The sequence below is a fragment of the Streptomyces sp. NPDC002795 genome, from assembly GCF_042888725.1.
Taxonomy (GTDB): domain Bacteria; phylum Actinomycetota; class Actinomycetes; order Streptomycetales; family Streptomycetaceae; genus Streptomyces.
In genome coordinates this window covers 431302-448738 of sequence record NZ_JBIAQB010000005.1, presented here as the reverse complement: position 1 = coordinate 448738, position 17437 = coordinate 431302, and the positions used below count along the sequence as shown (strand labels likewise).

Below are 17437 nucleotides of genomic sequence, written 5' to 3'. Positions count from 1 at the left end.
CTGCTCGTCGAGGACCTTGACGATGCCGTAGGAGGCGAGGTCGGTATCCGAGCCGGTCAGCCGGTGCGGGGTGCCGTAGCCGGAGAAGGTGAACCAGAAGACCTAGTCGACTCCTTCGTCTTGAAAGATGGGCATGAGGTCGTCGTCGAGGTAGCGGACCTGTTCGCTCTCGTCGTGCACCAGGTCGGGCTTGGGGGTGACGCCGTCAGGGCCCATGGCCCATGGCGACGTGCCAGCCCGCGCCGCCGTAGTCGCCCGCTCCCCGGAAGGCGTCCAGGCCGACGATGTCGAACGGGCTCCAGTCCACCCCGTCCAGGGGGCAGGAGGCGCAGCTGACAAGCCCCGCGAAGAGAGGCCGCACCGCGCGGACGACCGCGCCGAGGAAGGCGTTGACCTTGTTGGGAAGGGGCTGCAGCGCAGCCTCACGGTCGGGGCCGGCAAGAACCGGAACGCGTTCGCTGAAGGTGTCGCCGGCCAGGTACCCGCGGGCGAACAGGCTCAGTTCGCAGCCGGTGACCTGAACGACGTCGGCGTCGTCGCGGCGCAGCGGTTCGGCCCGCTCGGCGGCATCGGTGACGTACAGCAGCATCTCCTCGTTCGTCATCTCGCAGGGAAATGGCGAGAACCAGACCTCAAGACCGTCGGTCGCCGCACAACGTGCGGCGGTCTCGATCCGGCCCAAGTCGCCCCCGGTGATACGGATCGCGGTGCACCTAAGGTCCTCGGTGATGACCCGCATGTCCCGCTCGACCACATGCGTGTCGAACACGGGGTGCGAAATGTCCCTGTTGGGAAAGGTGCCGGTGTCGTAGTGGATGCCCTTGCCACGCATGACGGACGCCTCCGGGAGGAGTTGATTCCTCATCTACGGGCGACCGGAAACGGAATGCCGAGGAGCAGGGCCGGCATCCAGGGCGACTCCAAAAGTCATGACGACACGACACCCGTTCCCAGGCTCTGGTCCACTTCGCGTGTGTCCTTTGACAGCGAAGTTAGTCGTGTGCGGCATGCTGACCTGCGGTGACTGGATTGGATGTCAACGAGTCTGCTGGTGCTGGTGTCGTTGGGGAGAGTAATCGTCGAGACCTGTGGATGGGGGTGGGATGGCGCCTCGCGTCGCGCCGCGGTCGCGCACAGGTCGTGGCCGCCTCAGGCGAAGTCGGCTGCGGTGATGCCGTCGGGTTGTCCGGGCGGCCACTGCACCAACTCGATCCGGTAGCCGTCCGGGTCCGTGAGCCACGACGTTTTCGGACCGTGAGGGCCGCCCGGGTACTGGAGGGGTTCGGGCCGCAGGCCGGCTTTGTTCAGTGTCTCCAGGGTTGTGGTGAGCGTTTCCACCTGGATCGCGAGGTGGTCGAAACCGCTGCCCACGTCGACGGGTCCGTCGCCGGGGCGGTGGACCAGTTCGAGAGAGCCGGCCGGTTCGTCGGGGAACTTGAGGATCACGAGGCGTGCCCCGTCGCCGATCTCGACCCTGCCCAGTTCGGCGTAGCCCAAGGCGGTGTAGAAATCGAGCGAGCGCTCCAGGTCGGTGACGCGGTAGGAGACGAAGAGCGTCCTCACGCGGACTCCTCGGCCCGGCGCACCCGGTAGCGGAGATGCGTGACGTCGCGGTCCTCGAGCCGTCGGACGAGGTCGAGTTCGATGTGATCACTGCCCAGGTGGTCGAACAGCCGTCGGCCGTCTCCGAGGAGGACCGGAACGAGGTGGATCTCCATCTCGTCGACCTGCCCGGCTCGGAGGAGTGCTTGGGCCGCCCCCGCTCCATGGACCATGACCGGCCGGTTTCCTCCGGCTGCGCGGGCCTGACGGGCGCAGTCCTCGACATCGGTGACGAATCGCGCGTGGCCGGGTGGTACATCCCCGTCATCCGCTTGGTGGGTGAGGACGAAGATCGGCACGCCGTCGTGGTGGTCGCCCTGCCAGCGCCCGGCGAGTTCGAAGGTCCGACGGCCGGAGATCACCGCGCCGGTCGCCAGCGCTTCGCGGTAGACCTGGCCGCTCGGACCGTCGGACTCCCGGTCGTCGAGCCAGTTGAAGAGCCGTCCACCGTCGCGTCCGAGCTCCTGCCCCGGCCGATCGTCCGGGCCGGCGACATAGCCGTCGAGCGACATCGACATGTACAGCCGAATCGGATTGTTCGTCCGGGTCTCCATCTCTCCTTCATGACACCGGGATCTGGCGATTCCTGATCCGTCGGCGTGGTGTGTCACGAGGAAGACGTCCGGCAACCGGCAAACTCATCGGCCAGACTCGCCGACCCTGCTGCCGGCCCCCTGAGGAGGCCGACAGCAGGCGCACGACCTCGTCCGCCTCAGCCGATTCCGACATGAAACACCCTCTTGGAACTGGCGTGACATGATCGATCCGTGACGTCCTGGCTTGCTGGATCCGTCAGGCGTGGCGGTGCTGAATCGTTGGGCCCTCGGCGAGGGAGCGGCAGTTCGGCGAGGGCCGTGCTCGTCGAAGCGATCATGAAGGTCTGGGCTCAGGAGTCCTTCCCGGGTCCGGCTACAGGTCGAGGTCCTTGGCGATGATGGTCTTCATCACCTCACTGGAGCCTCCGTAGATGCGATTGACGCGGACGTCGGCGTACAGACGGGCGATCGGATACTCCGTCATGTAGCCATACCCGCCGTGTAGTTGGAGGCACTTGTCGACGACGCGGCCGCACACCTCGGTACTGAACAGCTTGATCCGGGCGGCGTCGGCCGGGGTGAGCTCGCCGGTCTCCTCCAGTTCGATGCCTCGGTCGACCAGGGACTGGGCCGCCTCCACCTCGGTGGCGCACTCGGCCAGGACGAACTTGGTGTTCTGGAAACCGGCCACCGGCCTGCCGAAGACCGTGCGCTCCCGTACGTACTCCCGGGCGAACCCGATCGCCGCGGCGGCCCGCGAGGTCGCGTCGACACCGACGGCCAGGCGCTCCCTGACCAGGTTGCGGCCCAAGTAGGAGAAGGCGTGGCCCTCTTCGCCGAGGAGGTTCTCCACCGGGACCTCGACGTCCGTGAACGAGAGCTCGTTGGTGTCGCTGGAGCGCAGCCCGATCTTCTGGAGCTTCCTGCCGTAGGCGAAGCCCTCGCTCTTCGTCTCCACGACGAGCAGGCTCAGACCGCCACGGCGGTTGTCCGCGTCCTCGGGTGAGGTGCGGGCGACGACCACGCACAGCTCGGAGTTGCGAGCACCCGAGATGAAGGTCTTGGCACCGTTGAGGACGTAGTGGCGGCCGTCGTCGGAGAGTCGGGCCCGGGTGCGGATGCCCGCGAGGTCCGAACCCGCGCCGGGCTCGGTCATCGCGATGCACAGCATGATGTCGCCACTGACGATCCCCGGGAACCAGCGCCGCTTCTGCTCCTCGGTGGCCAGCGTCAGCAGGTAGGGCAGGACCATGCCCGTGCTCAGGCCGTAGTGACCGAGCATGACCGCCGCGCGGGCGCTCTCCTCGGTGATGATCGCCTGGTACTTGTAGCCGGTGTCCCCGGGACCGTCGTACTCCTCGGGGATGCCGAAGCCGGTCACCCCGAGGTCGCCCAGCTTGCGGAACAGCTCGCGCGGGACGATGCCCTGAGCCTCCCACTCCTCGTACTGGGGAACGACCTCCTTCGAGATGAACTCCCGGATCATGGCCCGGAAGTCCTCGTGTTCCTGGTCGTACACGGTGCGCTTCATAGGGGTGCTCGATTCTGTGTGGAGGGGAGGTGTGGCGTGGGAGTCAGGCGTCGGAACATGCGTTCCGCAGCTGCCGCTTGAGGATCTTCCCGGCGGGGGACAGGGGGAGTGTCTCGACGAACTCGACGCTGCGCGGGGCCTTGTAGCCGGCGATCAGGGTCTTGGCATGGGACCGGATCTCCTCCGCGGTGACGGTGGCGCCGGAGCGCAGCACGATCACCGCGTGCACACGTTCGCCCCAGTGCTCGTCGGGGACGCCGATCACGGCGCACTCGGCGACCGCCGGATGGGCGGCGAGGGCGTTCTCCACCTCGGCGGAGTACACGTTCTCCCCACCCGTGATGATCATGTCCTTGAGGCGGTCGACGATGTACAGGTAGCCGTCGTCGTCGAGGTAGCCGCAGTCGCCGGTGTGCATCCAGCCGCCCCGCAGGGCCTCGGCTGTCAACTGTGGTTTGCCCCAGTAGCCGGCCATCACGTGATCGCCACGGGTGACGACCTCGCCCACCTCGCCGGTCGGTACCGGCAGTCCGTCGGGCCCGACCACCGCCAGTTCGATGCACGGGGTGGCACGTCCCGCCGAGCGCAGTCGCGGTCCGCCCCGCACGTGGTCCTCGTGGACCAGGACGGAGAGCACGCTGGTCTCGGTCATGCCGTAGCCCTGGGTGAACCGGGCCTGGGGGAAGCACTCCATGACCAGTCTCAGCAGGCTCTCGGGGCTGCCCGCGCCGCCGTAGGTGATGCGGCGCACGCTGCTGGTGTCGTAGGAGGCGAACTCGGGGTGATTGCAGACCATCTGCACCATCACCGGCACCAGGGTCGTCGTGGTCACGCCGTGCTTCTGGATGGCTTCGAGGACACCGTCCGGTGTGAAGGACGGCAGGAAGACCAGGGTGCCGCCGACGAGGTTCTGGGTGTACCAGCCGGTCAGCGCGCCGATGTGGAAGAGCGGTGCCGTCAGCAGGTTCACGCCGTCCGGGATGGATGCCTGGGTCATGACGAGGGAGCTCAGCATGGAGGTCTGCAGGCCGCGGTCGGTGACCGTGACGCCCTTGGGGGTCCCGGTGGTGCCGCCGGTGTAGAGCAGGAACACCGCCTTGTCGCCGCCGCGTCGGATGTCCGGCACGGGCTCGAAGCCGGCGATGAGCGCCTCGTAGTCCAGCATGCCGTCGGGTGTCGGACCGCTCCCGCAGTGGACGAGGGTGTGCAGGCCCTCGGCCCGCTCCAGGAGTTCCGGGCCGAGCGCTGCGAAGGAGTCGTCCACCAGCAGCACCTCAGTGCCGGAGTCGGTAAGCGCGTACGCGATTTCGGCAGCGGACCAGCGGGTGTTGAGGGGGTGTGCGACGGCGCCCATCCACCAGTTGGCGAAGAAGAACTCCTGGTGGACGTCGGAGTTCAGGGCCAGCAGACCTACCCGGTCGTCCTCGCGGACGCCGATGCCCTGGAAGGCGGCGGCCAGGCGGGACACCCGGTCGACGACCTCGCGAGTGGTGCGGACCCGGTCGCCGCAGATCGTCATCGGCCGGTCCGGTGCCTGCTGGAGCGCACGGTGCAGGGACTGGGTGAGGTGCACGACATCCTCCAAGGGACGACCCGACTGCCGTGGCGGGCCGCAAGGAAAAGACGGGAGAAGGGGGCGAGTTGGGGGGCAGGTCAGTTGAGCGGTCGCGCCGCAGTCGGGCGGATGGTCATCGGGCGGACTGTCACCGACCGGTGCCCTCGACGGGGACGAGCCGCTGGCGGCGCACCGGGAGCGACTTGGGGAAGGAGTCGGCGCCCAACTCGTCGGCCAGTTCCCGCACGGTCCACTGCCGGTCGGCGTCGATCTGGTGGGTGAGCGACCAGCCTGTGTACAGGCCGACGTGGCCGCCGGTCACCGAGAAGACCTGACCGGTGAACGGGCAGTCGGCGGTGGCGAGATAGCCGACCAGCGGAGCGACGTGCTTGGGGTGGTAGCGGTCCAGGAGGTCCTCCCGCTCGGGCGCGGCGACCGCGGCGCTGAAGCCCGGGTTGCCGGCGAGCATGGACGTACGGGCCATCGGCGCGATGGCGTTGGCGCGCACGCCGTAACGCCCCAGCTCCAGGGCGGCGGTGAGTGTCTGGGCGGTGAGGCCCGCCTTGGCCGCCGCGTAGTTCCACTGACCGACGTTGCCGTGCAGACCGGCGGAGGAGGTGGTGTTGACGATCGACCGGTCGGCGGCCGCCCCCTCCTTGGCGCGTGCCCGCCAGTGCCGGGCGGCGGCCTGGGAGACCGAGAACGCTCCCTTGAGGTGGACGTCGAGGACCAGGTCGAAGTCGTCCTCCGTCATGTTCCAGAGCATGGCGTCGCGGACGACGCCCGCGTTGTTCACCACGATGTGCAGGTCGCCGAAGGAATCGACCGCGGCGGACACCAGCCGACGACCGACCTTCAGGTCCGCGACGCTGCCCTCGACGGCCACGGCCTCGCCGCCCGCTGCAGTGATCTCCTCGACCACCGCCGCGGCGCCGTGCAGGTCGTTGACGACGACGTTCGCGCCCTCGGCGGCGAGCAGCAGCGCGTGCTCACGGCCGAGACCGCCACCGGCCCCGGTGATTACCGCGGTGCGTCCGTCCAGCTGTCCCATGAGTGCTCGCTTTCGTACGGGGCCGGGGCGCGGGGAGTCCCTGGCCGCGATCTGTGGTGGGGGAAGGCCCGCTCGGCGGGCGGGTGTTGGTGGCGTCCGGCAAGAGGGTGTGGCGGAGCCGGTGTCAGCGGGGCTCGACGCGGCGCAGGACGGTCTCCTGCGCCACGGAGGCGATCAGCTCGCCGTCCCGGGTCCAGAACTCGCCGGTGTTGAACCCGCGTCCGTCGCTCGCGGAGGGGCTGCGCTGGGTGAAGAGCAGCCAGTCGTCCGCGCGGAACGGACGGTGGAACCAGAGCGCGTGGTCGACAGAGGCCAGGACCGCCTGTGACGGTCCTCGCCGCAGGGGGTAGAGGGTCTCGAAGTCCAACGCCGAGGTCGACCCCAGCGTGAGGTCCGAGACGTAGGTCAGGGCGCAGAAGTGCAGCAGCGAATCATCGGGCAGTGGCCGGTGCGGACGGAACCAGACGCTCTGGCCGTTCGCGCTGGTCTGGTCCGGCGGGTCCGCGACGACGCGCATCGACACCACCTGCGCATGGCCCGCCTCGCGATGCCGCACCGGGTCGTGCCGCGCCCACTGCTCGAAGGCGTCCGGCACCTCCTCGGGCGGCGGCACGTCCGGCATGACCGGCCGGCGCTCCGGCTCGTCCTTCTCCGGGTACTTGAAGGACGCGGACAGCGTGAACACGATCGTGCCGTCCTGGGTGGCCGTGACCCGCCGGGAGCTGTACCGCCGGCCGTCGCGCAGCCGCTCGACCCGGTACGCGACGGGCTCGGTCGGTTTCGCACCGCGCAGGAAGTAGCCGTGCAGGGAGTGCGCCGGCCGGTCGGGCTCGACCGTGCGCCCCGCGGCGGCCAGCGCCTGCGCGACGACCTGGCCGCCGAACGCCTGCCGGGGGACCCCGGCGTGGCACCGCCCGAGGAAGACGTCCGGAGCATCCGCTGGATCGAGGCTGAGGAAGTCGACGAGAGCGCGCGAGGCGTACGTCGGCATGGTGTCGGAGGACTCGCCTCCACTGGGGGGAGACCCGGTCAGGTACACGGTTCACAGACCCTTCGCTCGCCGGGGATGGTGCTACCCGGACGCCATTAAGTTAATTGCCAATAGGGTAACTGTCTACCCCCTGGCGTTGAGAGGTGGACGGTGGCCTGTGGGGTGGCTTGGTGTGTGGTTCGGTAGTCACACGGGCGTGAAGTGATCGGTAAAAGACCAGGTGGGAATGGTTTTCCTTGGTGTTGATTGACGTATTGTTCGGGGGGTGTCGCGCCGTTCGACGGCATGGCTCACGCCTGTTGGTCCGTCGACTTTCGTGAATGGCGCACCCCTCACCCCGTAGACACAAGGGCTAATTGTAATTAACTTAGCTTCTCCGTGGTCCCCCTCACCTCCAGCAAGGAGCAACCATGCGAGACGCAGTGATCGTTGACGCCGTCCGTACCGCCGTAGGAAAGCGGGGAGGGGCGCTGGCGAGGCTGCACTCGGCCTCGCTGTCCGCCCACGTCCTCAAGGCGCTGGCTGAGCGCACCGGCCTCGACCCGGTCGACGTCGACGACGTCATCTGGGGCTGTGCGGCCCCGGTCGGCATGCAGACCGGCTGCATCGGCCGGTCCGCCGTACTGGCCGCCGGCTGGCCGGAATCCGTGCCCGGAGTCACCATTGACCGGCAGTGCGGTTCCTCCCAGCAGGCCGTCCACTTCGCCGCGATGGGTGTCGTGTCGGGGCAGTACGACGTGGCGGTCGCCGGCGGCGTGGAGATGATGAGCGCCGTCCCGCCGAGCCTGACCGCCCTCGACGGCAGGTACGGCGAGCCGCACGGCCCGGACGTGTGGGAGCGCTACGACGGCGTCCGCTTCCACCAGGGCGTAGGCGCCCAAATGATCGCCGACGAGTACGGCATCACCCGGACCGAGCTGGACCAGCACGGCCTGGACTCCCATGCTCGGGCCGCCCGCACCATCGACGAGGGCCGCTTCAAGGGGCAGATCGCGCCGATCACCGTCATGGACCCCGACGGTACGGAGCGCGTCTTCGACACCGACGAAGGGGTACGCCGCGGGTCCACGCTGGAGAAGCTGGCCGCATTGAAGCCTGCCTTCCAGGAAGGCGGCTCCATCACCGCCGGCAACGCCTCCCAGATCTCCGACGGCACCGGAGCGCTGCTGATCACCACCAGCGAGTACGCGAAGGCCCGCGGCTGGGCCCCGATGGCACGCATCCACACCGCGGTGGTCACCGGCACCGATCCGGTGACCATGCTCAAGGGGCCGATCCCGGCGACCGCCAAGGCGCTGAAGAAGGCCGGCCTGCCCCTCGACGACATCGGTGTCTACGAGATCAACGAGGCCTTCGCCTCCGTGACCCTCGCCTGGCTGCGCGAGACCGGCGCCGATCCTGCACGGATGAACCCCAACGGAGGCGCCATGGCCATCGGACATCCGATCGGCGGCTCCGGCGCCCGCATCATGACCACGCTCGTCCACCACATGCGGGACAACGGCATCCGCTACGGCCTCCAGTCGATGTGCGAGGGCGGCGGCATGGCCAACGCCACGGTCCTGGAACTGCTGTAGCACCGAGGGGAGGCACCCGATGAAGCGCGCCGTCCACACCGAGGAGTACGAGGCCCGCCGCGCTGTTGACCGGTCAGGAAGCCTTCCGGTGAGCGATATGGCGCCCACCGGACTCGCCGTCCGTCTGGACGTCCGGGTTTCCGACCTTGGACCCGACGGACACGTGAACAACGTCGCCCACCTGCGTCTGCTCGACGAGGCGCGCAGTCGGCTCCTCGGACCGGGCCCCGCGGGGCGAGGGGGCGGCATCCTGGACGTGCTCGGCGGTCGTGCCCGGCTGGTCATCGGCCAGCACGTCGTCGAGTATCGCCGGGAGGTCCGGCCCCCTGTCCGCTCGCTCCTGGTGCGGCTGTGGGTCCCCGTGCTGGGGAGCAGCAGTCTGGCGCTGGCCGCCGCCATCTTCGAGGACGGATACGACGATCCCGCCGTCGTGGCCGAGTCCGGCGCCGTCCTGCTGGCCTCCGGCACCGGCCGGCCGTGGCCCATGGACGGAGCGGCCCGGGAGGTCCTCGGCCGGTACACCGGTCCGCGGCCCGTCTTCCGCGGCCGGGTCGGTCTCGCCCCGGGCCGGGAACATCACGGCCCCGTCGCGGCCGGCCGCGGATCGGCGTAGCGGACCAGCTGGAGGAGCAGTGCTTCGACGTCGGCCAGGGTCCGGTCGAGATCGCGCGAGGTGAGGTGCTGGAGCAACAGGCCGTCGAGCGCGGCGAGTTGCAGGCGGGCGAGTTGGCGGGCGGGGACGGACAGGGTGACGCCCGTGCGCGCGGCCGCCCGCCGCCAGTGCTCGTCCAGCAGGTCCAGATAGCGCTCGTACTGCCACTGTGCCAGTTCCGCCATGCCCTCCGTCCGTAGGGCCCACAGCGAGAGCTCGTACTGCATCAGCTGTTCCTCGGGCTCGGCCTCAGCCACCCGGGACCAGACCGTCCGGGCGGCTCCGAGGACGGCGCCCTGAAGGTGGTCCGCGGTGTCCGATGCCTCGCGGACCACGGTGGAGATCTCCTCGACGACATCCTCAAGCACCGCGCGCAAAAGCTGCTCCTTGCTCGGGAAGGCGTAGTGCACCGTTCCCAGCGCGACCCCCGCCTCGGTGGCGACGGCGCGCAGCGTGCTGCCCGCCACCCCCGAGCGTGCGAGCACCAGCCGCGCCGCGGCGACCAGTTGTCGTCGTCGCTCCTCCGCCTTCACGTACACCGTCGTCACAGGCCGTCTTCCCTCCGTCGTCGCAGATTATCCGGCACACCTCTTGTCGGGTGGAACGGAGTCGTGCCAGTCTCTCGAAAGTCGGACGTCCGACCGAAAATTGGTCCGTCCCTCTTCTTCTGCGGACTCCCTCCTGCCTGCGGACCCCCGCGGTTCCCCCTGGATTTCTCTCGATCTCACGAGGAGTTTGACCATGGAACGTTGTGACGTTGTTGTCGTCGGTGCGGGGCTGGCCGGCCTGACCGCCGCGGCGGACCTGGTGGACCACGGCCATCGGGTCGTCGTCCTGGAGGCGCGGGACCGGGTGGGCGGCCGGACGGCAGGAGGGGTGCTGGCCGACGGGCGGACCATCGAGATGGGCGGCCAGTGGCTGGGGCCGACCCAGGACGCGGTGCTCGCACTCTGCGAAACCCACGGCCTGCGGACCTATCCGCAGTACGGGACCGGCGACCACGTCTTCACCTGGGAAGGCGAGGTCCGCCGGTACGGCAAGGGCGAGGCTCGGCTCGCACCGGAGTCGGCCGCCGAGTTCCTCCGCACTAAGACGGAACTCGAGAAGATGGCCGCCACGCTGGACCTGAACGAGCCGTGGGCCGCGCCGGACGCCGCCGAATGGGACGCGATCACCCTCCACGGCCATCTACGGGCCGCCACCCGTGACGAAGGGGCCCTCGCCTTCTGGCGGTTCGTCGTGCCCGGCGTCTTCGCCGCCGAGGCGAGCGAGATGTCGCTGCTCCACTTCCTTTTCTACACCGCCTCCGGCGGAACGCTCGACACGCTGCTCGGCCTGGAGGGCTGCGCCCAGGACCGCCGCGTCGCCGGCGGCGCCCATCTGATCGCCGAGGCGCTGGCGACGACGCTCGGGGACGCCGTCCGGCTCTCGTCTCCCGTGCACACGATCGAGCAGGGGGACCAGGGCGTCGTGGTCCGTCACGACCACGGCGAGGTGTCGGCCCGTCGGGTGGTGGTCGCCCTGCCCCCGACCCTGGCCGGACGCCTGCGTTACGCCCCGGCCATGCCCGCTCTGCGCGACCAGCTCACCCAGCAGGTGCCGATGGGCTCGGTCATCAAGGTCAACGTCCGCTACGGCCGGCCGTTCTGGCGCGCGGCCGGCTTCAGCGGCCTGGTCTCCGCCCCCGACCGTCCGCTGTCCGCCGTCGCCGACAACACCCCCGAGGGGGCCGGGTACGGCGTGCTGGTCGGCTTCTTCGAGGGCACCCACGCCCGCCGCTTCGGCGCGCTGAGCCCGCGGGAGCGCCGCGCCGCCGCTCTGGAGTGCCTGGTGGACTACTTCGGGCCGGAGGCCGGGGAGCCGCTCGAGTACCTCGAACTCGACTGGAGCGCCGAGGAGTTCAGCCGTGGCTGCTACGGCGGCCGGCTCGGCGCGGGCGTCTGGACGGCGTACGGTCCGCAGCTGCGCGAGCCGGTCGGCCTCGTGCACTGGGCCGGGGCCGAGACCGCGGCCGTCTGGAACGGCTACATGGACGGCGCTGTGCGCTCGGGCCACCGGGCCGCCGACGAGATCCACACCGCCTTCACCGCCGACACCCGCTGACAGGGAGACCCCGCCATGCCGGACACCTCCACCTCGCACGTCGAGGCGCCGCCCGTCAGAGGCACCCTCACGGCGCCCAGGATCACCTTCTTCATCATCGCCGCGACGGCGCCCCTGGCCGCGATGGTCGGCAGCGTGCCCTACGGCTTCGCCCTCGGCACCGGCGCCGGCGTTCCCGCCGCCTACGTCATCGCCGGGCTGATCATGTTCTGCTTCGTCGCCGGATACGCCGCGATGAGCCGCCGGATCACCGACGCGGGCGCGCTGTACGCGTACATCCGCGTCGGCCTCGGACGGATGCCGGGCGCCGCGGCCGCCTACGTCGCGGTCCTGTCGTACAACGCTCTGACCATCGGCCTGTTCGCGGCCCTCGGCTACTTCACCCACCTCGTGCTGGGCGGCCCGAGCTGGCACTGGTACACCGCCGCGGGGATCGCGCTCACGGCCTTCCTGGGACGCCGTCAGATCGACCTCTCCGCAAGGGTGTTGGGCGTCCTCATGATCGCCGAGGTCGCCGTGCTGTTCGTGATGGACGCCGGAGTCGTCGCGCACAAGGGGATCGCGGCGCTGCCTGCCGTCTCCTTCGAGCCCCGCGTCGCCCTGGGCGCGGGGCTCGGCGTCGCGCTCTCCTTCGCCTTCACCTCGTTCGCCGGGATCGAGTCCGCGGCGCTGTATGCGCAGGAGGCGCGAGACCCCCGCAGGGCGGTGGCCCTCGCCGCGTACTGGGCCGTCGGCATCGTCACCCTCTTCTACGGTCTGACCAGCTGGATCGCGGTCGGAGGCGTTGGCCCCGACCAGGTCCGTGAGCGGGCCGCGCAGGAGCTGGGAGATCTGGTCTTCCACCTCACCGTCCGGTACACGGCCGAGTGGGTCGCCGGGGTCATGGCCCTGCTCATGCTCACCAGTGTGCTGGCCTCCGTCGTGGCTCTCCACAACGCCACCAGCCGCTACCTCCACGCCCTGGGCCGCGAGGGCCTGCTGCCCCGCTCCCTGGGGGCCACCCATCCCCGGTACCACTCGCCCCACCGTGCGAGCGCCGTACAGAGCCTGCTCGCCGTGGTGGTGATCGCCGGTTCCGTCGTCGCCGGCCTGGATCCCTACACCACCGTGGGCATCAGCCTGATCACCCTGGGCACCGTCGGGATCATGGTCCTGCTGGCGGCCACCTCGCTGGCCGTGACGATCTTCTTCGCCCGTGATCCCGCCGGACGTCACTGGTGGCGCACCGCGCTCGCGCCCGTCCTCGCCCTGTGCGGACTGGGCGGGGCGATCGTGCTGGTCATCGTCCACTACGCCGATCTGACCGGCACCGACTCCCCGGTGGTCAACTCGCTGCCCCTGCTGATCCCGGTCGCCGTGTGCGCCGGCCTCGGACGCGTCCTGCGGCTCCGCGCGGACCGTTCCGCGTCCTAGCCCCACGCTGAGGGGCACGTCCCGACGGTCCGCCCCTTCGACGAGGAGGCGGGCCGTCGGGCGTGGTTCCCTGTGTCAGCGGCTGCCTGCGTCGACGGTCAGCACCTGTCCGGAGACGTAGTTCGAGTCCTGGGTGCAGAACAGGTAGACCGCGCCGGCCGCCTCGGCCGGAGTGCCCGGCCTGCCCAGGGGGTTGGTGCGCTTGACCGAGTCCATCGCCGCCTGGCTGACGCCGACCTTGATCCGGCGCCCCTCGATCTCGACCGTGGTGTCCCCGTCCGTCGCGACGGCCTCGGTCATGCGGGTGAGGATGAAGCCGAAGGCCACGGCGTTGACATTGACCTTGTAGCGGCCCCACTCCTTGGCCATGGTCTTGGTCAGGCCGATGACGCCCGCCTTGGCGGAGGCGTAGTTGATCTGTCCAGGGTTGCCGTAGACGCCCGAGACCGACGAGACGTTGACGACCTTGCGGTGGTACTCGGTCGGGTTCGCCTTGATGTACGGCTGGGCGGCGCGCAGGATCCGGAACGGCGCCTTGAGATGCACGTCGAGGATCGCGTCCCACTGCTCGTCCGACATCTTCTGGATGACGGTGTCCCAGGTGTAACCGGCGTTGTTGACGATGATGTCGAGCCCGCCGAAGGAGTCGACGGCGGTGTTCACGAACCGCGTGGCGAAGTCCTCGTCGACGACCGAGCCGACGCAGGCGACGGCCTTGCCGCCGGCGGCCTCGATGTCCGCGACGGTCTCCTCGGCGGGCTCCTTGTCGAGGTCGTTGATGACGACCGCCGCGCCTGCGGAGGCGAGTTTGAGGGCGACCTCGCGGCCGATGCCGCGGCCGGATCCGGAGACGAGGGCGACCTTGCCGTCCAGGGTTCCCATGCTGTGGTTCCTTCTCAGTCGGTGGTGGGGACGTCGGTGGTGAGGACGGCGGAGCCCCGGAGGGTCACGGTGCCGTCGGGCAGGGACACGATGAGGTCGAGGTGGGCGAGGCCGTCCTCGACCCGGGTGACCGTGCCGGTGCAGGTGGGGGTGGCGTTGACCGGGGTGATCGACGTGAAGCGCACGTCATACGAGGCGATGCGTTCCTGCGGCACCGCTTCGGTCAACAGGCGTCCCAGGTACGCCATGGAGAGCATGCCGTGGGCGAAGACGTCGTCGATGCCGACGGCCCGGCAGGCGTCGATGTCGATGTGCACGGGGTTGTGGTCTCCCGAGGCGCCCGCGTACAGCGCGAGCGTGGTACGGGTGATCCGCGGGCACTCCAGGGTGAGCGTGGCGCCCGGCGTCAGGGTGGTCATCACTGGCCCGCCTTCGGGTCGCGCACGACGATGGTGCTGGTCAGGGTCGCGATCGGTGTGTCGTCCCGGGTCACGTGGGTGGCGCGGACGATGAACTCCAGCGCGCCGCCCTTCTTCGCGTACACGTCCTTGACCTCGGTGCTGAACGTCAGTGCGTCCCCGGCGTACGCCTGCGCGTGGAAGTCGAACCGCTGGCCCCCGTGCAGGATCGTGCGCATGTCGATGCCCAGCCCGGTGAGGAACGAGCCCCGGTCCGGGTCGTCCATCTCCAGGCAGAAAAGGAAGGTCGGCGGTATCGGCAGATCGCGGTGGCCGGACGCCTCGGCGGCGTCCACGTCGCTGTAGACCGGGTCCTCCTGCCCGGTGGCGTCGGCGAAGAAGCGCAGCCTGCCGCGTTCGGCGACGGTGGAGAACGCGGGTGTACGGCTACCGATGATGGTGCGGTCGATGGGCATGGATCAGGAGACCTTCTCGAAGAGGGTGACGACTCCGGCAGTGCCGAGACCGAGGTTGTGCTGGAGGCCCAGCAAGACGTTCTCGACCTGGCGTGCGCCCGCCTCACCGCGCAGTTGCCAGGTGATCTCGGCGGTCTGCGCCAGGCCCGTCGCGCCCAGCGGGTGGCCCTTGGAGAGCAGGCCGCCCGAGGGATTGGTGACGACACGCCCTCCGTAGGTGTGCTCGCCGGCGAGGATGAACTCCTCCGCGCCGCCCTCCTCGCACAGGCCCAGGCCCTCGTAGGACAGGACCTCGTTGACGGTGAAGCAGTCGTGCAGTTCGACGACCTTGATGTCGCGCGGGTCGACCCCGGCCTTCTCGTACACCTCGGTGGCCGCGGCGCGCGTGACGTCCGTGCCGACCAGGGACATGGCGCTCTTCTTGTCGAAGAGGTCATCCGCGTCGGACTGCAGGCTCTGAGCGGCGATCGCGACGTCGGAGCGCAGGCCGTGGGCGCGGGCGAACTCCTGCGAGCAGACGATCGCAGCCGCAGCGCCGCAGGTGGGCGGGCAGCACTGGAACCTGGTCAGCATGCCGGCGACGGTGGGTGAACCGAGTACGTCGTCGAGCGTGACGGGGTCGCGGAAGACGGCGTTCGGATTGTTCGCGGCGTGGGCGCGTGCCTTGACCGAGACCTTCGCGAAGGTCTCGGGGGCCATCCCGTACCGGTCCATGTACTCCGCCCCGGCGGCGGCGAAGTACTGCGGTGTCATCGGCAGTTCGGGATCGACGGCGTAGAGGTCGCCGAGCGCGCTCGCGAAGTCGGTCAACGGGGCCGGCCGGTCGGCCCACTTGGCGCCGAGCGCGCCGGGCGGCATCTGCTCGAAGCCGACGGCGAGGGCGCAGTCGACCGCTCCGCTCTCGACCGCCTGGCGGGCCAGCCACAGTGCGGAGGAGCCCGAGGCGCAGTTGTTGTTGACGTTGAGTACGGGCACCCGGGTCTTGCCGAAGCGGTAGACCACCCGTTGTCCACAGGTCGAATCGCCGTACACATAGCCCGCGTACACCTGCTGGATCCCGGCGTACGGGAGACCGGCGTCCTGGAGCGCCGATCTGACGGCATCTGCCCCCAATTCATCGTACGACTTGGCGACGCTCGGCTTGGCGAACGACGCCATGCCGACGCCCGCCACCAGCACTCTGCGACTCACGAGACCTCCTCGATCGTGTCTAATCGCTGTTAACTTTCAGCTCGCGAGGGTGTCCGCGTCAAGGGGTCGGCGGGTCTGGAGGGGGTGTCACATGTGATTTGTCATTAGATGGGCTTGACCCCGCAGGGGCGGGTGACCCTTGAAGGGGTTGACATCCACAGCATTAAGTTAATTATGGTTCGAACGTAGGTAGTGATCGAGAGGGGCGGTGCTCCGCTCGTGACTCCAGGGAGATCCCATGGCCGACACCCCCGCGGCTCCCGCGTTCCCGATGGAACGCGATGCCCGCTGCCCCTTCGATCCGCCGCCGGCCCTCCGCGGCGTCCAGGAGAGCGGGCCCGTCACCCGGGTCCGCATCTGGAACGGCGGTGAGCCATGGCTCGTCACCCGCCACGAGGACATCCGCGCGGTGCTCAGCCACCCCGCGATCAGCTCCGACACGGACAACCCGGATTTCCCGCACCAGTCGGCCGCGATTCAGGCCCGCCGCCAGCGCGCGAAGAGCTTCTTCAACAGCGACGGGCCCGTCGAGCACGACGAGCCCCGACGCGTTCTCGCCCGGGACTTCACCGCGCGCCGGATGCAGGCGCTCAGCGACCGCATCCAGGGGATCACCGACACGCTCATCGACGACATGCTGGCCGGGCCGAAGCCGGTCGACCTCGTGGAGGCGTTCGCCCTTCCCGTGCCCTCGCTGATGATCTGCGAGCTGCTCGGTGTCCCGTTCAGCGAGCAGGCCGGCTTCCACCGCCTCACCACGGCGTTCGTCGACCGCTCCTCCACCCCTGAGGACACCGTCGCCGCCACCGATCAACTGCTGGAACTGCTCGGCGGGTTGCTCGAGAAGAAGGTCACCGAACCCGCCGACGACCTGCTGAGCCGCCTGGCACAGGAGCAGTTGAAGCCCGGCATCCGCTCACGCGACGAGCTCGCCAAGATGGCGCTCCTGCTGCTCACGGCCGGCCACGAGACCTCCGCGAACATGATCGCGCTGGGTACGGCGGCCCTGCTGACCCACCCGGAACAGCTGGAGAAGGTGCGGACCGCAGACGACCCGGCGCTGATCGCCGACACCGTCGAGGAACTGCTGCGCTATCTGACCGTCGTGCACAGCGGGTTGCGGCGCGTGGCCGGGGCGGACATGGAGATCGGCGGGCAGCTCATCCGCAAGGGCGAGGGCATCGTCTGCGCGATCGATGCCGCCAACCGGGACGCCGCGGCGTTCGAGACCGACGGCACGCTCCCGGCGGACGACCTGGACATCACCCGTCCCGCCCGCCACCACCTCGCCTTCAGCTTCGGCGTGCACCAGTGCCTGGGGCAGCAACTGGCCCGCGTGGAGCTGCAGGTCGTCTTCGGCACGCTCTTCCGGCGCATCCCCACCCTGGCGCTCGCCCAGCCGCTGAGCGACATCGATTTCAAGAACGACATGTCGATCTACGGAGCGCACTCGCTCCTGGTGACCTGGTAACACCGAGA

At 69.5% G+C, this 17437-nt stretch carries 17 protein-coding genes; 5 read left to right on the top strand and 12 right to left on the bottom strand.

Features of this window, described 5'->3' with window-relative positions; genetic code table 11:
• Positions 1 to 205: 205 nt before the first annotated feature.
• The 7 genes from ACFYWS_RS18150 to ACFYWS_RS18120 all read right to left on the bottom strand — a co-directional run bounded on the left by ACFYWS_RS18150 (position 206) and on the right by ACFYWS_RS18120 (position 7266).
• On the bottom strand, positions 206 to 865 hold the full coding sequence (locus ACFYWS_RS18150; RefSeq protein ID WP_389276946.1) for a hypothetical protein: 660 nt from the start codon (positions 863 to 865) through the stop codon (positions 206 to 208).
• Positions 866 to 1149: 284 nt separating this feature from the next.
• Positions 1150 to 1563 carry a VOC family protein gene (locus ACFYWS_RS18145; RefSeq protein WP_389276943.1) on the bottom strand — a complete coding sequence of 138 codons (414 nt, stop codon included), beginning with the start codon at positions 1561 to 1563 and terminating at the stop codon, positions 1150 to 1152.
• Complete coding sequence (locus tag ACFYWS_RS18140) at positions 1560 to 2156, bottom strand: dihydrofolate reductase family protein (protein ID WP_389276940.1); 597 nt, start codon at positions 2154 to 2156, stop codon at positions 1560 to 1562. Before ACFYWS_RS18140 ends, ACFYWS_RS18145 begins: the two co-directional genes overlap by 4 nt.
• Positions 2157 to 2511: 355 nt before the next feature.
• Positions 2512 to 3669: an acyl-CoA dehydrogenase family protein gene (locus tag ACFYWS_RS18135; protein WP_389276937.1), complete on the bottom strand. Its 1158-nt coding sequence runs from the start codon at positions 3667 to 3669 to the stop codon at positions 2512 to 2514.
• 43 nt (positions 3670 to 3712) lie between these two features.
• Positions 3713 to 5242 (bottom strand): long-chain fatty acid--CoA ligase, encoded by a 1530-nt coding sequence (locus ACFYWS_RS18130; protein WP_389276934.1) that lies wholly within the window; start codon positions 5240 to 5242, stop codon positions 3713 to 3715.
• A 130-nt stretch (positions 5243 to 5372) separates the two neighbouring features.
• Positions 5373 to 6275, bottom strand: a complete 903-nt coding sequence (locus ACFYWS_RS18125; RefSeq protein ID WP_389276931.1) for an SDR family oxidoreductase — start codon at positions 6273 to 6275, stop codon at positions 5373 to 5375.
• A 124-nt stretch (positions 6276 to 6399) separates the two neighbouring features.
• Positions 6400 to 7266: an acyl-CoA thioesterase gene (locus ACFYWS_RS18120; RefSeq protein ID WP_389276928.1), complete on the bottom strand. Its 867-nt coding sequence runs from the start codon at positions 7264 to 7266 to the stop codon at positions 6400 to 6402.
• Between the two features lie 410 nt (positions 7267 to 7676).
• Between ACFYWS_RS18120 and ACFYWS_RS18115 the strand changes: the two genes are divergently transcribed.
• Positions 7677 to 8843, top strand: coding sequence for a thiolase family protein (locus ACFYWS_RS18115; RefSeq protein ID WP_389276925.1), 1167 nt, complete (start codon positions 7677 to 7679; stop codon positions 8841 to 8843).
• A gap of 19 nt (positions 8844 to 8862) precedes the next feature.
• The gene (locus ACFYWS_RS18110; protein WP_389276922.1) at positions 8863 to 9456 is read left to right on the top strand and encodes an acyl-CoA thioesterase; all 594 of its coding nucleotides are present in this window, start codon (positions 8863 to 8865) and stop codon (positions 9454 to 9456) included.
• Here the strand turns inward: ACFYWS_RS18110 and ACFYWS_RS18105 are convergent.
• On the bottom strand, positions 9420 to 10043 hold the full coding sequence (locus ACFYWS_RS18105) for a TetR/AcrR family transcriptional regulator (protein ID WP_389276919.1): 624 nt from the start codon (positions 10041 to 10043) through the stop codon (positions 9420 to 9422). The two genes, ACFYWS_RS18110 and ACFYWS_RS18105, sit on opposite strands and share 37 nt — an antisense overlap.
• 193 nt (positions 10044 to 10236) lie before the next feature.
• Here ACFYWS_RS18105 and ACFYWS_RS18100 point away from each other — a divergent pair, with 193 nt between their 5' ends.
• Positions 10237 to 11598 (top strand): flavin monoamine oxidase family protein, encoded by a 1362-nt coding sequence (locus ACFYWS_RS18100; RefSeq protein WP_389276916.1) that lies wholly within the window; start codon positions 10237 to 10239, stop codon positions 11596 to 11598.
• A gap of 15 nt (positions 11599 to 11613) precedes the next feature.
• Positions 11614 to 13011, top strand: a complete 1398-nt coding sequence (locus ACFYWS_RS18095; protein WP_389276913.1) for an APC family permease — start codon at positions 11614 to 11616, stop codon at positions 13009 to 13011.
• A 75-nt stretch (positions 13012 to 13086) separates the two neighbouring features.
• Here ACFYWS_RS18095 and ACFYWS_RS18090 read toward each other — a convergent pair whose 3' ends face one another.
• From ACFYWS_RS18090 to ACFYWS_RS18075, 4 genes are read right to left on the bottom strand one after another with little or no spacing between them, the layout of a single operon-like run.
• Positions 13087 to 13893, bottom strand: coding sequence for an SDR family NAD(P)-dependent oxidoreductase (locus tag ACFYWS_RS18090; RefSeq protein WP_389276910.1), 807 nt, complete (start codon positions 13891 to 13893; stop codon positions 13087 to 13089).
• A gap of 14 nt (positions 13894 to 13907) precedes the next feature.
• The gene (locus tag ACFYWS_RS18085) at positions 13908 to 14312 is read right to left on the bottom strand and encodes a MaoC/PaaZ C-terminal domain-containing protein (protein WP_389276907.1); all 405 of its coding nucleotides are present in this window, start codon (positions 14310 to 14312) and stop codon (positions 13908 to 13910) included.
• A complete protein-coding gene (locus ACFYWS_RS18080) occupies positions 14312 to 14767 on the bottom strand; it encodes a MaoC family dehydratase N-terminal domain-containing protein (protein WP_389276904.1) in 456 nt (151 codons plus the stop codon). Before ACFYWS_RS18080 ends, ACFYWS_RS18085 begins: the two co-directional genes overlap by 1 nt.
• A gap of 3 nt (positions 14768 to 14770) precedes the next feature.
• A complete protein-coding gene (locus ACFYWS_RS18075; protein ID WP_389276901.1) occupies positions 14771 to 15958 on the bottom strand; it encodes a lipid-transfer protein in 1188 nt (395 codons plus the stop codon).
• Between the two features lie 238 nt (positions 15959 to 16196).
• Between ACFYWS_RS18075 and ACFYWS_RS18070 the strand changes: the two genes are divergently transcribed.
• Entirely contained in the window at positions 16197 to 17429 is a 1233-nt protein-coding gene (locus ACFYWS_RS18070) for a cytochrome P450 (RefSeq protein WP_389276898.1), read from the top strand.
• The last annotated feature ends 8 nt before the right edge of the window (positions 17430 to 17437 follow it).

Bases quoted from the DNA above. Each gene is read 5' to 3' on its own strand.
- ACFYWS_RS18070 (WP_389276898.1), top strand. From the start codon at position 16,197: ATGGCCGACACCCCCGCGGCTCCCGCGTTCCCGATGGAACGCGATGCC.
- ACFYWS_RS18080 (WP_389276904.1), bottom strand. From the start codon at position 14,767: ATGCCCATCGACCGCACCATCATCGGTAGCCGTACACCCGCGTTCTCC.
- ACFYWS_RS18115 (WP_389276925.1), top strand. From the start codon at position 7,677: ATGCGAGACGCAGTGATCGTTGACGCCGTCCGTACCGCCGTAGGAAAG.
- ACFYWS_RS18135 (WP_389276937.1), bottom strand. From the start codon at position 3,669: ATGAAGCGCACCGTGTACGACCAGGAACACGAGGACTTCCGGGCCATG.
- ACFYWS_RS18150 (WP_389276946.1), bottom strand. From the start codon at position 865: ATGAGGAATCAACTCCTCCCGGAGGCGTCCGTCATGCGTGGCAAGGGC.
- ACFYWS_RS18100 (WP_389276916.1), top strand. From the start codon at position 10,237: ATGGAACGTTGTGACGTTGTTGTCGTCGGTGCGGGGCTGGCCGGCCTG.
- ACFYWS_RS18085 (WP_389276907.1), bottom strand. From the start codon at position 14,312: ATGACCACCCTGACGCCGGGCGCCACGCTCACCCTGGAGTGCCCGCGG.
- ACFYWS_RS18140 (WP_389276940.1), bottom strand. From the start codon at position 2,156: ATGGAGACCCGGACGAACAATCCGATTCGGCTGTACATGTCGATGTCG.
- ACFYWS_RS18125 (WP_389276931.1), bottom strand. From the start codon at position 6,275: ATGGGACAGCTGGACGGACGCACCGCGGTAATCACCGGGGCCGGTGGC.
- ACFYWS_RS18120 (WP_389276928.1), bottom strand. From the start codon at position 7,266: ATGCCGACGTACGCCTCGCGCGCTCTCGTCGACTTCCTCAGCCTCGAT.
- ACFYWS_RS18090 (WP_389276910.1), bottom strand. From the start codon at position 13,893: ATGGGAACCCTGGACGGCAAGGTCGCCCTCGTCTCCGGATCCGGCCGC.
- ACFYWS_RS18110 (WP_389276922.1), top strand. From the start codon at position 8,863: ATGAAGCGCGCCGTCCACACCGAGGAGTACGAGGCCCGCCGCGCTGTT.
- ACFYWS_RS18095 (WP_389276913.1), top strand. From the start codon at position 11,614: ATGCCGGACACCTCCACCTCGCACGTCGAGGCGCCGCCCGTCAGAGGC.